A 16,070-nucleotide genomic window follows, 5' to 3' on the forward strand; every position below is an offset into this window, starting at 1 on the left:
GTCGGCGATGTCGTCGGGCAGCTCGTCGAAGTCGTCCTGGATGCGCGCCACCGGCGGCCCGGGTCACCTCCCCCGCAGCTCCCCCTTCACCACCTTGCCGCTCGCGTTGCGCGGGAGCTGCTGCACGAACTCGACCTCTCTCGGCACCTTGTAGTTGGCCATCTCGCGGCGCGACCAGGCGATCAGGTCGTCCGCCGTCAAGGGGGAGCCGGGGCGGCGGACCACGTACGCGCGGCCCACTTCGCCGAGGCGGGGGTCCGGGATGCCGATGACGGCCACGTCGGCCACCGCCGGGTGCAGGCCCAGGAGTTGCTCTATTTCCGCGGGGTAGGCGTTGAAGCCGCCGACGATGAACATGTCCTTGATGCGGTCGGTGATGCGCAGGTTGCCCGCCGGGTCGAGGACGCCGATGTCGCCGGTGTGCAGCCAGCCCTCCTCGTCGATGGCGCGCGCCGTCTCGGCCTCGTCCTCGAAGTAGCCCCGCATGACGTTGAAGCCACGGACCAGGATCTCGCCGGGCTCGCCCGGTCCGGCCAGGACGCGTAGTTCGGTGCCGGGTATCGCGCGGCCCGAGGTCGAGGCGATGACCTCCGCCGGGTCGCCGCGGCGGCACATCGTGACGATGCCGCTCGCCTCGGAGAGCCCGTACGCGGTCAGGACGGTGTCCACGTTCAGTTCGTTCCGCAGCCGCTCCACCAGCCGCAGGGGTACCACCGCCGCGCCGGTCACCACCAGGCGCAGCGCGCTCAGGTCGTGCTGGTCGCGGGCCGGGTGGTCGAGGAGCGCCTGGTGGAGGGTGGGCGGGCCCGGCAGTACCGAGATGCGTTCGGCGGCGATGTTGGCGAGGGCGGTGTCGACGTTGAACACCGGCTGCGGCACCATCGTCGCGCCCCGCATCAGGCAGGCGATGATGCCCGCCTTGTAGCCGAAGGTGTGGAAGAACGGGTTCACGATCAGATAGCGGTCGCCCTCGCGCAGCCCCGCGAGCTCCGACCAGATCGCATAGCCGCGCAGCGTCTGGGCGTGGGTGATCACCGCGCCCTTGGGGCGGCCGGTGGTGCCGGAGGTGTAGACGATGTCGGAGGGCGACTCCCCGGACAGGGCGTTCGCGCGGGTCGTCACCTCCGCCCGCGATACGGACTCCCCCTCGGCCAGGAAGTCCTTCCAGGTGCGGAAGTCGGGCGGGGCGTCGTCCGAGAGGACCACCACGTGTTCCAGGTGCGGCAGGGAGGGCAGCGGGCCGGGGCCGGGCCCCTCGGCGGTCGCGCGGCGCAGCGAGGCGACGTAGGAGGTGCCGAGGAACGTGCCGGTGATGAAGAGGATCTTGGCGCGGCTGCTTTCCAGGACGTACGCCGCCTCCGCGCCCTTGAACCGCGTGTTCAGCGGCACGAGCACGGCGCCCGTGCTCACCGCGCCGAGCGCCGAGACGATCCAGTCCGCGGTGTTGGGCGCCCACAGCGCGACCCGGTCGCCCGGTTCCACCCCGGCCGCGATACATGCCGCGGCGGCCCGCTCGACCCGCTCGCCGAGCTCCGCGTACGAGATCCGGGCGCGGCCCTCGACGACCGCCTCCCGGTCGCCGTAGCGCTCGGCCGCGCCGCGTACCAGCTTCGCGATCGTGCCCCACTCCAGGTCCCCGCGCATCGAAAGCCCTCCCCACGCCAGCTGACTAACCGTCAGATTAGCTGTAGCCTCCTCCGCTGTCAGTACTGGTGACGCTCGTGGAGGTGGGGCCATGGCCACTCTGAAGGACGCGACAGCCATAGTCGGGATCGGGCAGACGCCGTTCGCCAAGCAACTGCACCAATCCGAGAAGACCTTGGCGTGCCGGTCAATCATCGCCGCGCTCGACGACGCGGGCATCAGCCCCTCGGAGGTGGACGCGTTCGCCTCGTACACGATGGAGGAGACCGACGAGGTCGAGGTCGCCAAGTCCATCGGCGCGGGGGACGTGACCTTCTTCAGCAAGATCGGCTACGGCGGCGGCGGTTCCTGTGCGACCGTCGGCCATCTCGCCGCCGCGATCGCCACCGGACAGGCCAACGTCGGGATCGCCTGGCGGTCCCGCAAGCGCGGCAGCGGGCCAAGGCCTTGGAAGAACACGGCCGTTCAGCTGCCCACGCCCGGCCAGTGGACCCGGCCCTTCGGGCTGCTGCGGCCCGCCGACGAGATCGGCATGCTGGCCCGCCGCTACTTCCACGAGTACGGCGCCACCCGCGACCACCTCTTCAACGTGGCGCTCGCCTGCCGCAACCGCGCCAACCAGAACCCGGCCGCGATGATGTACGAACGCCCGCTGACCCGCGAGATGTACATGACGTCCCGCTGGATCAGCGACCCGCTCTGCCTCTTCGACAACTGCCTTGAGACCGATGGTGCGTTGGCGTGCGTCGTCGTCTCCGCCGAGCGGGCCCTCGACTGCCGGCACAAGCCCGTGTATGTGCACTCCGCCGCACAGGGCTTGCCCTCCCAGCACCACGGCATGGTCAACTACTGGAACGACGACCCGCTGACCGGGCCCGCCTGGACCGCCGCCCGACACCTGTGGAAACAGGCGGACTTCGGGCCCGGCGATGTGGACGTGGCGCAGATCTACGACGCGTTCACCCCGCTCATCCCCCTCTCCCTGGAGGGCTACGGCTTCTGCGGGCGCGGTGAGGGTGCCGCGTTCACCGAGGGCGGCGCCCTGGAGATCGGCGGCCGGCTGCCCCTCAACACCGGCGGCGGCGGCCTCAGCGAGGCCTACGTCCACGGGTTCAACCTCATCAACGAGGGCGTGAAGCAACTGCGCGGCACCAGCACCGCCCAAGTGCCGGATGCCGCCACCTGCCTGGTCACCGCGGGCGAGGGTGTGCCCACCTCCGCCATTCTGCTGAGGAGTTGAGCGATGCTGACACCCGTACCGGACGACGACGGCGCCCCGTTCTGGGAGTACGCCGCGAGGGGCGAACTGCGCGTACAGGCGTGCGCCGCCCCCGGCTGCGGCCGGCTCCGCTTCCCGCCCCGCCCCTGCTGCCCGCACTGCCAGTCCTTCGACAGCGAGTGGCGGCGCGTCTCGGGGCGCGGCCGCGTCTGGTCGTACGTCTTCCCGCACCCGCCCCTGCTCCCCGACTACGCGGCGATGGCCCCCTACAACGCGGTCGTCGTCGAGCTCGCCGAGGATCCACTGATCCGCCTGGTCGGCAACGTGGTCGCCGAACCGGACGCGGCCCTCGACTCGGTCGACCCGGCGCGGCTCAGGATCGGCGCCCGCGTCCAGGTCGCGTTCACCGAGGTCGACGGGGTGAGCGTGCCGCGCTGGCTTCTGGAGCGCGCGTGAGCGTCCGGGTGGCCCGCGCCGAGGAAACCGGCGTCGCGGTCGTCACCCTGGACCGGCCCGAGCGCCTCAACGCGATCGACCTGAAGGCGGCGGGCCAACTGACCGACACCTGGCGGCAGTTGCGGTACGACGACACCGTACGCGCGGTCGTCCTGACCGGCGCCGGGGAACGATCCTTCTGCACCGGGATCGACCGCTCGGCCGAGGTCGCGCAGCCCTCGTCCCCGTACTCGACCGACGATCCACTCCTCACGATCGGCCCGAAGGCCAACGACCTGTGGAAACCGGTGATCGCCGCCGTACGCGGAATGGCCTGCGGCGGGGCGTTCTACCTCCTGGGCGAGGCGGAGTTCGTGATCGCCGCCGAGGACGCGAGCTTCTTCGACCCGCACACCACGTACGGGATGGTCAGCGCCTACGAGTCGATGTACCTGGCGCTGCGCATGCCGCACGGCGAGGCGGCCCGGCTCGCCCTGATGGGGACGGCCGAGCGGATGTCGGCGCGACGCGCGTACGAGATCGGGTTCGTGAGCGAAGTCACGCCGCCCGGCGCGGAGTTGGCGGCCGCACTGCGGTGCGCGCAGACGATCGCCTCGTTCCCGACGGAGGCGGTACAGGGCACGGTGCGATCACTGTGGGCCGCCAAGGAGGCCGCCCTCACCCAGGCCCACGCCCGCGCCCCGGCGTTCGTGGCACTCGGCAACCTGCCGCCCGACCGGCAGGCGGAGCTGTTCGGCGCGCGGCGCTCGAAGGAGTTCCGGATGCGGTGACGAGCACGCGCGACGCGGGGCGTCCACAGCGGGGAAGGCCATCTTGCCCCCGGCTCTGCCCTTACGGTCCTTTCTCGTGCCGGGCCGCGCCGTCAATCCTGAAGGTTGGTCGAGGAGGAGAGCCATGCGCGCACAGTCTTCAACGGAGGCGGAGAACGCCCAGGTCCGGGCGAGCGCGAAGCGCGGCGCCGGGCACGGCGCGACGTCCGCCCACGGGGCGATGCTCGCCCTTCAGCGCACAGCGGGCAACGGTGCGGTCAGCGCCATGATCCAGCGCAGCCGTATGGAGCGCGGCCATGAGTGCGGCTCCACCGGCTGCGGTGAGTCCGGGGTCGTACAGCGCTCCAAGGGCGGCGAATCCGAGGTGGTGCAGCGCGCCATGGGCAGTGAGCCCCCGGTGGTGCAGCGCGCCATGGGTGGTGAGCCCCAGGTGATTCAGCGCGCCAAGGGCAAGGACTGGAAGCTCGGCTCGACGAGCACCGAGCTCGCCTCGGTGAAGGCCGCCCACCCCGGTGATCCGCTGGTGGACACGCTGCACCACATCATTCCCAAATCGCTCTTCCAGCCGTTCCTCAACCTGCTGACCCCCGCCCAGGTGCAGCAGATCACGACGGACCTGGCGCCGCTCGCTCCTGCGGCCTTCGCCTCGCCCAACCTCGACAAGGCCCTCAAGAACGTCCCGGCCAACTTCCGCGTCGGCCCCCGGCCCGAGGACAGGACCGACGACCCGGGCAGCGGCCTCGACCTGAACACCACCGGCTCGGGCAGTACCACCCCTCGCTCCGCGCAGCTGGAGAGCGCCTTCAACTACATGGAGGGCGCCATCGCCGCCGGCGCGGTGACCCAGGCGGAGTTCAGCAACAAGTTCCTCGCCCCGATGATCGACGCGTGCACACAGCACGGAACGGCGATCAACATCGACCCGGCACGCGCGACGTGGGTCAACGACCCCGCCAGCGGCAAGTACCACAAGCCCTGACGGAGACGGTTGCCGTCGCCGTCAGGACAGGTGGCTCGCCTGGCTGACGGGGGCTCCTCAGGCGGGGCTCACCACGGCGTCGCAGCGGGTCACCTTGGGGAGCAGGCCGGGGTGGTCCATCGGGACCGTGACGTACCGGGACGCGCTCGGAGTCATGCTCACCGTGGTGGAACCCTCGTCGACGGTGGCGCCGGACGCGTCGAGGAACGTGACCCGCACCTGGTAGCGGCGGCTGTCGGAGCCGGAACCCGAGGCGCTGCCCGCGGTCACGTGCACCGTGGAGCTCGTCACGCCCTTCGCCGCCGAGGCGCACTCGGTGACGACTGAGGAGACGGCGGCCGAGCTCCCCGCGGTGGAGCGGCCGCTGGAGCCGGAGGTGGTGCCGGTAGTGGTACCGCTGGTGGTGGTGCTGGTGCCGTAGCGGTTGCCGTTGTAACCACTCGTACCGCTGGTGTAGCTGTCTGCGGTGCTGCCGCTGGTGTAGCTGTCTGCGGTGCTGTCGCTCGTGCTGCCGCCGGAATCGCTGCCCGAGCTGCCGCTGGTGCCCGAACTTCCGTTGCTCTTATGGGAGTTGGAGCACCCGCCGCCCGAGCTGGAGCTGCCGTGCCCGTGGCCGTGCCCCGAGAAACCGGTCAGCGCGAGCACCGTCCCTGCCAGCACGGCCGCACATTTCATTCCGCGACGGAACACGTCGCCCCCCTCCGAAGACCGGCCGACACCGTAACAGCGGCCGGCATGGACATGCAGCGTCGTTTCTCGGCCCCCGTGCCGCCCGGCACACGATCTCCCCGCCGTCCCCGCCGTACTCCCACAGCTGCCGGGCCGCCACCGGCATGCGGCCGGTCGGGTAGCGGGCCGGGCTCACCGGGCGTAGCGTCGGCAACGAGAGCCGTCTGTAAGGAGGGCCGGAGATGGTCCGCAATGTGATCGGCTCGGTCCTCGCTCTCGTCGGAGCGGCGGCCGCCGTCTGGAGCCCCTTCCGTGCCTGGTACGACGGCCGTCACGGCAGCGCCTACCGCATCGACGATCTCTTCTCGGGCATCTCCGCCGACAAGGCCGAGGTGGCCGGGTCGATGCTGCTGCCGTTCGCCTTCGCGGCCCTGGTCACCCTGATCGCCGTGGTGTTGCGTTCCCGCGTCCTCGTGGTTGTCGCCGCCGTGGTGGTGCTCGGCTTCACCGTGCTGTGGATGGTGCGCCAGGGCCAGGCCGCGGGCAGCCTGACGATCGACTCGTCGGGCAAGGGGCTCGGGCAGGGCGTGGCGCTGGCGCTGGGCGGTGGTGTGGTGATGCTGATCGGCGCCGCCCTGATGGCGGGCCGCCGTCCCGCACCGGCGCGCAGCCGCTTCGGGACGCCCACCCTGGACGAGCGCTCCGCGCGCCGCGACGAGCCCGGGTACGAGACCCGGAGCCGTCGCGACGAGCCCGTCGCCGAGCCCGGATACGAGCAGCCCGGATACGAGCAGCCCGGCGAGGCGCCCCGCGAAGGGCGGCCCGGTCAGGCGGGACCTGCGGGACCGGCCGAGACTCGTCCGGATCAGCACCCCGGTGAGGCCCCGCCCCCGGGACGGACGCCGCCCGCCGACCCCCCGTACCGGCACGCCTCGGACTCCCCGTACACGCACGGGCACCCGGTCGGCGCCCCTTACGAGACCCGCTCCACCGAACCCCCGAGCGAGCCGCCTCCCGAGGAGCCGCAGGACGAGCCGCCGGCGGACGAGCCCCGGCACAGGTAGCGCCGCCCCGGGAGCAGGTGGGGCCCCGGGCACCCGCGGCACCCCGGCAGGGCCCTCACTCCCGTATGCCCGTCACCACCGTCGCGTACAGCTCGTCCGAGGTGATGACGCGGGCGCGCAGGCCGCCTGCCGACATGGCCGCCAGGGCGCCCGGCACCTGGCGTTCGCTGGTCTCCATCAGGAGAGTGCCGCCGGGGGCGAGCCACCGCGGTGCGGCGAGGGCGACGCGGCGCATGATGTCGAGTCCGTCCGCGCCGCCGTCCAGGGCGACCAGCGGTTCGTGGTCGCGGGCCTCGGGTGGCAGCAGGCCGACCTCGTCGGAGGGGACGTAGGGGACGTTCGCCGTCAGGAGGCGGACGCGGCCCTGGAGCTCCGCGGGGAGCGGCGCGAACAGGTCGCCCTCGTAGACGTGCCCGCCGAGCGCGGCCAGGTTGCGGCGGGCGCAGCGCACGGCGGCGGGGTCGATGTCGGCGGCGTGAAGTTCGGCGTGGGGCAGCGCGGACGCCAGGGCCGCGCCGAGCGCCCCCGAGCCGCAGCACAGGTCCACGACGACGGCCGGGCGGGACGGGTCCACGGCGGCCAGCGCCTGCCCCACCAGGAATTCGGTGCGGCGGCGCGGAACGAAGACCCCGGGGTCCACTGCGACCTTCAACCCGTGGAACTCGGCCCATCCCAGGACGTGTTCGAGCGGCAGACCGGAGATTCTGCGCTCCACCATCGCGGCGAGTTCGGCGGGGTGCCGGGCCGTGGCGAGGAGCAACTCCGTCTCGTCCTCGGCGAATACGCACCCGGCGGCGCGCAGCCGGGTCACGATGGATGCGGGGGAAAGCGGTTCGGCGGGTTCGGCGGGTTCGGCGGGTTCGGCGGAGTCGGGATTGCCGGGATGGCCGGGATTACCGGGTGCATCGGGTGCGTCGAGTGCGTCGGGCTCAACTGACATGCGGGACAAGGCCTTTCGGGATACCGAAGGGCGCTCTCGCGGTCACCCGCTCAGCGGCGGACCGCGCGGTTTTCGCGAGGGGAGAGCACCCTGCTTGCTGCTGCGGTGACGGGTCCCACCTCCTCGGTCGCTGCCGTCGACTCCGTACGGGGTCGACGGGTCGTACGGGGCCGTACAAGGCCGTACGGGCGAGCGCCACAGTACGTCATGCGCGGCGCCGTACGGCATGCGCGCTGTTCACCGGGAGCCCGATGTGGCCGTTCCCTTCACCGCGTCCAGGGCGTACACGCAGCGGTCCTTGCTGCACGCGTACACAACTCCGTTGCGCACGACGGGAGATCCGCTGATCTCGCCGCCGGTGGCGAGCTTCCAGCGGAGCTGGCCGCCGGCCGCGTCCAGGGTGTAGAGACAGTGGTCGGCCGAGCCGAAGTGGATGCGGCCGTCGGCGACGACGGGGGTGCCCACCACCGCGCCGCCCGCTGCGAAGCGCCACTTGGGGGTCGAGGTGACCGCGTCCAGGGTGTACAGCGCGTGGCCGCTGCCCACGTGGACGTTGCCGTCGGCGACCAGGACCGGCTCGACGGAGTTGCGGGCCTCGGTGGCGATGCGCCAGCGGTCCTTGCCGGTGGAGGCGTCGAGGGCGTACACCGTGCCGAGGTAGTCGGCGAGGTACACCCCGCCGCCCGCGACCGACGGGCCCGGCGCGAACGTGGGCGGGCCGAGGAAGACCGCGGGGGCCTCGAAGTGCCAGCGGACGTGGCCCGACGCGATGTCGACGGCGAGGACGCGGGTGCCGGCCGCGATGTAGACGTAGCCGTCCTCGGCGGGGGCGACCCGCACGGGGACGCCGCCGCAGGAGGCCGCGTCGCCCACGGGGTAGGACCAGCGCTCGGTGCCGGTGCGGGCGTCCAGGGCGCGCAGCCGGGCGTCCTGCCAGACGTAGACCGTGCCGTCGTGGACGACGGGCCCGGCCTCGGGTGTCTCGAAGTCGCTCTGGGCACCGGAGATCGCCCACAGCTGCTCGCCGTTGGCGGCCTCCCAGGCCTGGACGCCGCCGCCGCGCGTGGCGGTGACGACGGTGCCGCGGTCGGCCTTGAGCGCGTACACCCAGGCGTCGGCCTGGAGGCGCCACAACTCGCCGCCGTCGCTCGCGTCCAGGGCGTACAGGGTGGGTCCGTCGGAGGCGTGGATGCGGCCGGCCTCGACGGCCATCGCCCAGGCGACGTCACGCGTCTTGAACTGGCGGCGGCCGGTGCCCACGTCCAGGGCGTGCACCTCGAAGGAGGTCACGTACAGCAGGTCCCCGGCGACGGCGGGGGTGCCCCACACATCGTTCGACATGCGGAAACGCCAGGGGCGCCAGCGGCCGGGCACTTCCGGTGGATGGGCCGGGGGCGGCACGGGCGCGACCTGCGCGCCCTGGGCTCCATGAGGGCCCTGGGCTCCATGAGGGCCCTGGGCTCCGTGGGGGCCCTGGCCCCCGTGGGCGGCGGCCGCGCCGGGCCTGCGGACCCAGCCGGTGGTGGGACCGGCGTCGACGGCGACCCGGGAGGCGTCCGCGACGCGGGGCCCGGGCCCGATGGGCACCTTGGCGCCGGGCAGCCGGACCGGCTCGTCGGCGTGGACCGGCGGGTAGGTGACGGAGGAGCCGCCGCCGTGGCGGGCCGCGTACGGAGGGTCTGCGGGCCGGGGCGGCGCCTGGGGGCCGGGCCTGCCGGAGCGCGGGGCCGAACTGGGCGCCGGGTCGGGGGGCGGGGCGAGCAGCTGCATGCGGCCCCCTCCCCTGCGCTGCTCGATCATGGCCACCGAGCGCGGCGGCAGCCACGCCGAAGCGGTGCCGCTGTCGTCCGAGCCGGAGGCGAACAGGTGCGGTGCGAGCTGCGCCTGGAGGTCCTCGGGCGAGGGCCGGTTAGGATGCTCCATCTGCATGCAGGACTCGATGAGCGGACGCAGCTCGTCCGGCAGGCCCGTGATGTCCGGGCCCTCGCGCAGCAACATGAACACGGTCTCGACGGGGTTGGCGCCGTGGAAGGGCGCGTGCCCGGTGGCCGCGAAGACGAGGGTGGAGCCGAGCGAGAAGACATCGGACGCGCCGGTGACGCTGCGCGAGTCCTTGGCCTGCTCCGGTGACATGTACGCGGGGGTGCCGACCGCCACGTTCGTCATGGTCAGCCGGGTGTTGGAGACCCCGGACGCGATACCGAAGTCGATCACGCGCGGCCCGTCCTCGACGACGAGGACGTTGGACGGCTTCAGGTCACGGTGGACCAGGCCCGCGCCGTGGATCGACTGGAGGGCCTCGGCGATGCCGGCGGCGAGCCAGCGCACCGCCTGGGCCGGGAGCGGCCCGCACTCATTCACTATTTCTTCGAGCGAGGGCGCCGGTACGTAGGCGGTGGCCAGCCACGGGACAGGTGCGCGCGGGTCGGCGTCGACGACGGCGGCGGTGTAGAAGCCGCTGACCGCGCGGGCCGCCTCCACCTCGCGGGTGAAGCGGACCCGGAAGAGCTGGTCCTCGGCGAGTTCGGTACGCACCGTCTTGATGGCGACGCGGCGGCCGGACGCCGAGCGCGCCAGGTAGACGAGCCCCATGCCGCCGGCACCGAGCCGTCCCAGCACCTCGAACGGGCCGATCCGCCTCGGGTCGTGCTGCGTCAGCTGCTCCACTTGCCTGCCACCTCCCCGTACGGGCCGTGCATGAATGCGGCCCCGTGCAGCGTCTCACGCGGCACCCCGATTCTCCCTGCCGGAGGTGGTCGGTGGCGAACCCGGGTCGGGACCGGGTCGAACCGCCGCGAACGGGGGCATTACGGTCCAGGTGCGGGGCCTGCTAGCTGTCCGCGCCCTGGAGGATGGCGAAAGTGGCGCCCTGGTTGTCGTTGAGGACCGCCATCCGCCCGTACTGGATGTCGAACGGTGCGGCGGTGACCCGCCCGCCGAGCCGGGTGCAGGCGGCCGCCGCCGCGTCGCAGTCCTCGACGAGGAAGTACACGAGGAAGTGGTCGGGCAGCGCGGCGGGGAAGGCCGGCGACATCAGGGCGCGGGCGGCGACGGCGGTGCCGGGCCCCGGTTCGGTGCCGGGCAGCGACCAGGTGCGCATGTCGGCGCCCAGCTCGTCGGCGCTGCCGGGGCTGGCACCGAGGTAGCCGAAGACGGACTCGTAGAACGCGTCGGCCTGGTCCTTGTCGCGGGTGTAGACCTCGGCCCAGCAGAACGATCCCGGCTCGCGGGTGCGCTCGAAGCCGGCGTGCGCGTCGGCCTGCCAGAGGCCGAAGACGGCGCCGCCCGGGTCGGCCGCGATCGCCATCGTGCCGTGCGGCGGGACCGGCATCGGGTCGGTGATGACCTGGCCGCCGGCCTCACGGACCCGGGCGGCGAGGGCGCGGACGTCGGGGGTGGCGAAGTAGACGGTCCAGGTGGTCGGCATGCGGCCGTCCTGCTTGGACTGGAGAGCGGCGACGCGCCGCCCCTCCTTGTAGGCGTTGGTGTACTGCCCGTACCGCTGCTCGTCGGTGTTCTCGGCGGTGCTCTCGTCGAAGGTCCAGCCGAGGAGCTCCCCGTAGAACCGCTTGCCGGCGGCGACGTCGGACAGCGAGACGTCGGCCCAGCACGGCGCGCCTTCCGGATATCCGCCCATGCGCCTGATTCCTTCCTGAGGTGCCGCGTCGCGGTGGTGGTCGCGTCCGAGGTCGCATCGCGAGGTACTACGGCTGAGGTCGCCCCGCGAGGTCTACGGCTGAGGTCGCGTCGTGGCCAAGCTAATGAGCTATCCCGTTCGGCGCGGGCGCACAATTCGAACATATAGCCGCTTTTCGGCGTTCGGCGGGCCTCCCGGCCCAGGCGCCGCACCGCTTGTCCACCAAAGTTGTCCACAGGCTGTTGATAACACCATTCGAGTGGTGGACGAGATCCGGCCACCCCGGACCGGCCCGCGGCACCCGCTCGCAGCACCTGGCGCACCCCCTCGCAGCGCCCGCTGCACCCCGCTCCGGGCGCCCGGTTCCGCGCGCTCGGGGGCGCGGAGCACACCCGGGCCCCCATTTGCACTCGGCCGAATAGCGCTCCGATCACCCCTCGGTAAGCTGACGGCATGACAGGACAAGTACGCACCGTCGACGGCCGCGTGGCCGGCCGACGCGGCCAGGCGACACGGCAGAAGCTGCTCGACTGCCTCAGTGAGATGCTCAGCTCGTCGCCGTACCGGGACGTAAAAGTCATCGATGTGGCCCGGAAGGCGGGCACTTCACCCGCGACCTTCTACCAGTACTTCCCCGATGTCGAGGGCGCCGTCCTGGAGATCGCGGAGGAAATGGCCAAGGAAGGCGCCGGGTTGACCGCTCTGGTCGAGGGCCGCTCCTGGGTCGGCCGGGCGGGCTGGCAGACGGCCGAGGAGCTCGTCGAGGGCTTCCTCGACTTCTGGCGCAAGAACGACGCGATCCTGCGGGTCGTCGATCTGGGCGCGGCGGAGGGCGACAAACGCTTCTACAAGATCCGCATGAAGATCCTGAACTCGGTCACCAACTCCCTTACGGACGCGGTCACCGAGTTGCAGAGCAAGGGCAAGGTCGACAAGGACGTCAGCCCGGCCGCCATGGCGGGCTCCCTCGTCGCGATGCTCGCGTCGGTGGCCTCGCACCAGAAGGGCTTCCAGACCTGGGGCGTCAAGCAAGCCGAACTCCGGCCGAACCTGGCGCTCTTGGTCCACCTGGGCATCACGGGTAAGAAGCCGACGAAGTAACCGCAGTACGCGAGCACACAGTCTGCCGAGCAAGTCCTGTCGCGCCGACGGCGGTTCACCCCGGGCAGGGGATGACCGCCGTCGGCGTTCCCGTCTGCACCTCAGGTCTGAACGTCAGGTCTGAACGCCAGGTCTGAACGTCAGGTCCGAGCTCTCCCCGTCTAAGCGTGCGCGTTCCGCGCCCTGGGCTCCAGCCGGAAGAGCCGGATCTCGCGCTCGATCCGGGACTGGTAAGTGGCGTACGGGGGCCAGAAGTCGAGGGCCGCACGCCACACCTCGGCGCGCTCGTCCCCCTCCAGCAGCCGGGCCCGCACCGGGATGGACCGGCCCTTCCAGCTGATCTCGGCGTCGGGATGGGCGAGCAGGTTCGCCGTCCACGCCGGGTGGCCGGGGCGTCCGAAGTTGGACCCGATGAGCACCCATGTCCCGGTCGCCTCCTGCGGCATGCAGGCCAGCGGAGTGGTGCGCGCAAGACCGGACTTGGCGCCGCGCGCGGTCAGGATGACACCCGGCAGCATCTGTGCGCTGAGGATGACCCTGCCCCGAGTGAGACGGTGCACGGCGCGGTCCATGGCGGGCACGACGTGCGGGGCGACCTTGGCGAACGCCCGCGTCGAGGACACCTTCTGCATGAGCCGCACCCCGGGCGCGGCCCTCGTGGCGCCCGGCTTCACGCGGTCACCTCGCGCGCGGCGGGCCCGAACAGTCCGGCCTGTTCCGCGGCGTGGCCGCGCAGCCGGTGCACGGGTCCGAAGAGCAGCTCGTCGGCGGCGGCCCGCTTGAAGTAGAGATGCGCCTCGTGTTCCCAGGTGAAGCCGATGCCGCCGTGCAGCTGGACGGCCTCGGACGCGGCGGAGCGCAGTGCGTCGAGGCCCTGGGCGAGCGCGAGGGCGCCGGCGCCCGGGTCCCAGGAGGCGTAGTACGCCGCCGACCTGGCCGCCTGTACCTGCACATACAGGTCGGCGAGCCGGTGCTTGACCGCCTGGAACGAGCCGATGGCCCGCCCGAACTGCTCGCGCTCCTTGACGTAAGCCACCGTCCGCTCCAGCGCCTCGCTCGCCGCGCCGACCGCCTCGGCGGCGAGACACGCGGCGGCGGTGCGGCCCACGGCGGCGAGCGCCGCATGCAGATCGACGGAGTCGTCACCGCCTAGCAACTCGCCCTCGACATCCCGTAGTTGGACCCTGGCCTGAGTGCGGGTCTCGTCGAGGGTGGTCTGCCGGGTGCGGCGCAGGCCGGCCGCGTCGCCGTGCACGACGAAGAGGAGGGTGCGGCTGCGGGCGAAGCCGCCGGTGTGCGCGGCGACCAGGAGCAGCTGGGCGCTGTGCCCGTCGAGCACCTGCCCGGCCTCCCCGTACAGGCGCCATCCGTCCTCCGGTGTCCGGCGCGCCTGTACGCCGCCGGCCCGGCCGCCCCCGGCCCACGCGCAGTCCGCGCTCTCGCCGGTGAGACCGAGCGCGAGGGCGAGACCGGTGCCGGGCACGACGAGGGTGGCGCTCCGCTCGCCCCGGGCGAGGGATGGGAGCAGGGCGGCCTTCTGGGTCTCGGTACCGAGGGCCGCGATGAGCGGCGCGGCGAGCACCGCCGTGGCGAGCAGGGGTGACGGCAGCAGGGCGCGGCCCGTCTCCTCGCAGGCCAGGGCGAGTTCGGCCCTGGTGCAGCCGACTCCGCCGTACTCCTCGGGCAGCGCGAGACCCGCGAGCCCGAGCTCGGCGGAGAGCCGGCCCCACAGCGCGGCGTCGTACCCGAGCGGGGTGCGTACGGCGCTCTTCACATCCTGTGGGCCGCAGTGTTTGGCGAGCACTTCGTGCAGGGTGCGGCGGATCTCGTCCTGTTCCGCGGTGAAGGTGGCGTCCATCGGCGGGCTCCTCCCCCAGAGGCCGAGCCTCTGAACTGACGGGGCGTCATGTTAGGCGCGGGGGCAGCAGATGCACAGGCTGTGTGCGGAGTTCTTCGAGGGCGGGGGGCGGGGCGGTGAGGAGGGGAGCCCTTCGGGGGCGGCGCCGGGCGGGCGGAGTTCTTCGAGGGCGGGGGAGGCGGGGAGGGCGGGGAGTTCTGCGGCGCCCTCTGCCTCGCGCGGGATCTGATGTACCGTCAGTTTCATGGCCTCCTCGCCCTCAACTCACCGCCCGCGCAAGGTCGCTGTCGTAGGCGTCGCCCTGTCCGACACCGGACGCGTGGACGACCTCACCCCTTACGCCCTGCACGCCCAGGCCGCCCGGCGCGCCCTCGCCGACTCCGGGCTCGACCGTTCCGTCGTCGACGGGTTCGCCTCGGCGGGGCTCGGCACGCTCGCGCCGGTGGAGGTCGCCGAGTACCTGGGGCTTCGGCCCACCTGGGTCGACTCCACCTCCGTAGGGGGCGCCACCTGGGAGGTCATGGCCGCGCACGCCGCCGATGCGATCGCCGCCGGGCAGGCGCGGGCCGTTCTGCTGGTGTACGGGTCGACCGCGCGGGCCGACGTCAAGGCGGGGCGGCGCACCTCCAACCTCTCCTTCGGCAGCCGGGGCCCGCTCCAGTTCGAGGTGGCGTACGGCCACACGCTGATCGCCAAGTACGCGATGGCCGCGCGGCGCCATATGCACCAATTCGGCACGACACTTGAGCAGTTGGCGGAGATCGCGGTACAAACGCGGGCCAACGCGGCGACCAACCCGGACGCGATGTTCCGCGATCCGATCACCGTGGACGAGGTGCTTTCGGGGCCGATGATCGCCGACCCGTTCACCAAGCTGCACTGCTGCATCCGCTCCGACGGCGGCTGCGCGGTGCTGCTCGCGGCCGAGGAGTACGTGCCGGACACGGTCAAGCCGCCGGTGTGGGTACTGGGTTCGGGTACGTCGGTCTCGCATGCGGCCATGTCGCAGTGGCAGGACTTCACGGTGTCCCCGGCGGCGGTGTCGGGCCGGCGGGCCTTCGAGCGGGCCGGGGTGGAGCCCGCCGACATCGACCTGGCCGAGATCTACGACGCGTTCACGTATATGACGCTCGTGACCCTGGAGGACCTGGGGTTCTGCGCCAAGGGCGAGGGCGGGGCGTTCGTCGAGAAGGGGCGTCTGCTGCGGGACGGCGGGCTGCCGGTCAACACGGACGGAGGCGGACTCTCCGCGTGCCATCCCGGGATGCGGGGGTTGTTCCTGCTGGTGGAGGCGGTGCGGCAGCTGCGGGGGGAGGGTGGGGCGGGGCAGGTTCGGCGTGCGGATGGGGGGTTGCCGGAGTTGGCGGTGGCGTCGGGGACGGGCGGATGGTTCTGCTCCGCGGGAACGCTGGTCCTGGGGCGGGCCTGACCCCGCGGCGCCGCTGCGCGGCGGTGAGCGCGCCGATTCGACACCGGGTGCCCTACCGCTGCGCGGCGCAGGGGGGGCTCTACGGCTCGGTGCCGGGTGCGCTCCTGCTGCGCGGGCGCAGGGACTTTGGCGGCTCGGCACGGGTGCCCTACCGCTGCGCGGGCGCAGGGAGCTCGATGGCTCGGCATCGGGTGCCCTACAGGGGCGGGGCTGTGTCTTTTGCGCGGCTCCGCCGCGGTGGGCGCGGGTGCCCCAGCACGGTCCGCAGCCGGAAGCCGGGCCGCTGGTGCTTCGCCCCAGACCC

At 72.5% G+C, this 16,070-nt stretch carries 15 protein-coding genes; 7 read left to right on the forward strand and 8 right to left on the reverse strand.

What is annotated here, in order from left to right; all coding sequences use genetic code 11:
- Nucleotides 1-63: 63 nt before the first annotated feature.
- Nucleotides 64-1,644, reverse strand: a complete 1,581-nt coding sequence (locus AB0D31_RS18630) for a FadD3 family acyl-CoA ligase (RefSeq protein WP_362723925.1) — start codon at nucleotides 1,642-1,644, stop codon at nucleotides 64-66.
- Between the two features lie 91 nt (nucleotides 1,645-1,735).
- Here AB0D31_RS18630 and AB0D31_RS18635 point away from each other — a divergent pair, with 91 nt between their 5' ends.
- From AB0D31_RS18635 to AB0D31_RS18650, 4 genes are all read left to right on the forward strand, one after another.
- Complete coding sequence (locus AB0D31_RS18635; protein WP_362723928.1) at nucleotides 1,736-2,884, forward strand: lipid-transfer protein; 1,149 nt, start codon at nucleotides 1,736-1,738, stop codon at nucleotides 2,882-2,884.
- Between the two features lie 3 nt (nucleotides 2,885-2,887).
- Nucleotides 2,888-3,319 (forward strand): OB-fold domain-containing protein, encoded by a 432-nt coding sequence (locus AB0D31_RS18640; RefSeq protein WP_362723931.1) that lies wholly within the window; start codon nucleotides 2,888-2,890, stop codon nucleotides 3,317-3,319.
- On the forward strand, nucleotides 3,316-4,089 hold the full coding sequence (locus AB0D31_RS18645; RefSeq protein ID WP_362723934.1) for an enoyl-CoA hydratase/isomerase family protein: 774 nt from the start codon (nucleotides 3,316-3,318) through the stop codon (nucleotides 4,087-4,089). Before AB0D31_RS18640 ends, AB0D31_RS18645 begins: the two co-directional genes overlap by 4 nt.
- Nucleotides 4,090-4,213: 124 nt before the next feature.
- Nucleotides 4,214-5,068, forward strand: coding sequence for a hypothetical protein (locus AB0D31_RS18650; protein ID WP_362723937.1), 855 nt, complete (start codon nucleotides 4,214-4,216; stop codon nucleotides 5,066-5,068).
- Nucleotides 5,069-5,125: 57 nt separating this feature from the next.
- Here the strand turns inward: AB0D31_RS18650 and AB0D31_RS18655 are convergent, their stop codons facing one another.
- Nucleotides 5,126-5,728 (reverse strand): hypothetical protein, encoded by a 603-nt coding sequence (locus AB0D31_RS18655; RefSeq protein WP_362723939.1) that lies wholly within the window; start codon nucleotides 5,726-5,728, stop codon nucleotides 5,126-5,128.
- A 251-nt stretch (nucleotides 5,729-5,979) separates the two neighbouring features.
- Here AB0D31_RS18655 and AB0D31_RS18660 point away from each other — a divergent pair, with 251 nt between their 5' ends.
- A complete protein-coding gene (locus AB0D31_RS18660) occupies nucleotides 5,980-6,801 on the forward strand; it encodes a hypothetical protein (protein WP_362723941.1) in 822 nt (273 codons plus the stop codon).
- Between the two features lie 55 nt (nucleotides 6,802-6,856).
- Here AB0D31_RS18660 and AB0D31_RS18665 read toward each other — a convergent pair whose 3' ends face one another.
- From AB0D31_RS18665 to AB0D31_RS18675, 3 genes are all read right to left on the reverse strand, one after another.
- Entirely contained in the window at nucleotides 6,857-7,741 is an 885-nt protein-coding gene (locus AB0D31_RS18665; RefSeq protein ID WP_362723944.1) for a putative protein N(5)-glutamine methyltransferase, read from the reverse strand.
- A 237-nt stretch (nucleotides 7,742-7,978) separates the two neighbouring features.
- Nucleotides 7,979-10,408, reverse strand: a complete 2,430-nt coding sequence (locus AB0D31_RS18670; RefSeq protein WP_362723947.1) for a PQQ-binding-like beta-propeller repeat protein — start codon at nucleotides 10,406-10,408, stop codon at nucleotides 7,979-7,981.
- A gap of 163 nt (nucleotides 10,409-10,571) precedes the next feature.
- The gene (locus AB0D31_RS18675) at nucleotides 10,572-11,378 is read right to left on the reverse strand and encodes a VOC family protein (RefSeq protein WP_362723950.1); all 807 of its coding nucleotides are present in this window, start codon (nucleotides 11,376-11,378) and stop codon (nucleotides 10,572-10,574) included.
- 453 nt (nucleotides 11,379-11,831) lie between these two features.
- On the opposite strand from AB0D31_RS18675, the gene AB0D31_RS18680 reads away from it, so the two are divergent.
- Entirely contained in the window at nucleotides 11,832-12,479 is a 648-nt protein-coding gene (locus tag AB0D31_RS18680; RefSeq protein WP_362723952.1) for a TetR family transcriptional regulator, read from the forward strand.
- Between the two features lie 161 nt (nucleotides 12,480-12,640).
- Here the strand turns inward: AB0D31_RS18680 and AB0D31_RS18685 are convergent, their stop codons facing one another.
- Genes AB0D31_RS18685 through AB0D31_RS18695 form a run of 3 tightly spaced genes read right to left on the reverse strand, consistent with a single transcriptional unit; the run spans nucleotide 12,641 to nucleotide 14,583 of the window.
- Complete coding sequence (locus tag AB0D31_RS18685; RefSeq protein WP_362723967.1) at nucleotides 12,641-13,111, reverse strand: nitroreductase/quinone reductase family protein; 471 nt, start codon at nucleotides 13,109-13,111, stop codon at nucleotides 12,641-12,643.
- 38 nt (nucleotides 13,112-13,149) lie between these two features.
- Nucleotides 13,150-14,337, reverse strand: coding sequence for an acyl-CoA dehydrogenase family protein (locus AB0D31_RS18690; RefSeq protein ID WP_362723954.1), 1,188 nt, complete (start codon nucleotides 14,335-14,337; stop codon nucleotides 13,150-13,152).
- Nucleotides 14,338-14,388: 51 nt separating this feature from the next.
- Entirely contained in the window at nucleotides 14,389-14,583 is a 195-nt protein-coding gene (locus AB0D31_RS18695) for a hypothetical protein (protein ID WP_362723956.1), read from the reverse strand.
- Between AB0D31_RS18695 and AB0D31_RS18700 the strand changes: the two genes are divergently transcribed.
- Nucleotides 14,582-15,766: an acetyl-CoA acetyltransferase gene (locus AB0D31_RS18700; protein WP_362723958.1), complete on the forward strand. Its 1,185-nt coding sequence runs from the start codon at nucleotides 14,582-14,584 to the stop codon at nucleotides 15,764-15,766. The genes AB0D31_RS18695 and AB0D31_RS18700 overlap by 2 nt on opposite strands.
- Nucleotides 15,767-16,070 lie beyond the last annotated feature (304 nt).

This window comes from Streptomyces sp. NPDC048361, assembly GCF_040651795.1.
Taxonomy (GTDB): Bacteria; Actinomycetota; Actinomycetes; order Streptomycetales; family Streptomycetaceae; genus Streptomyces.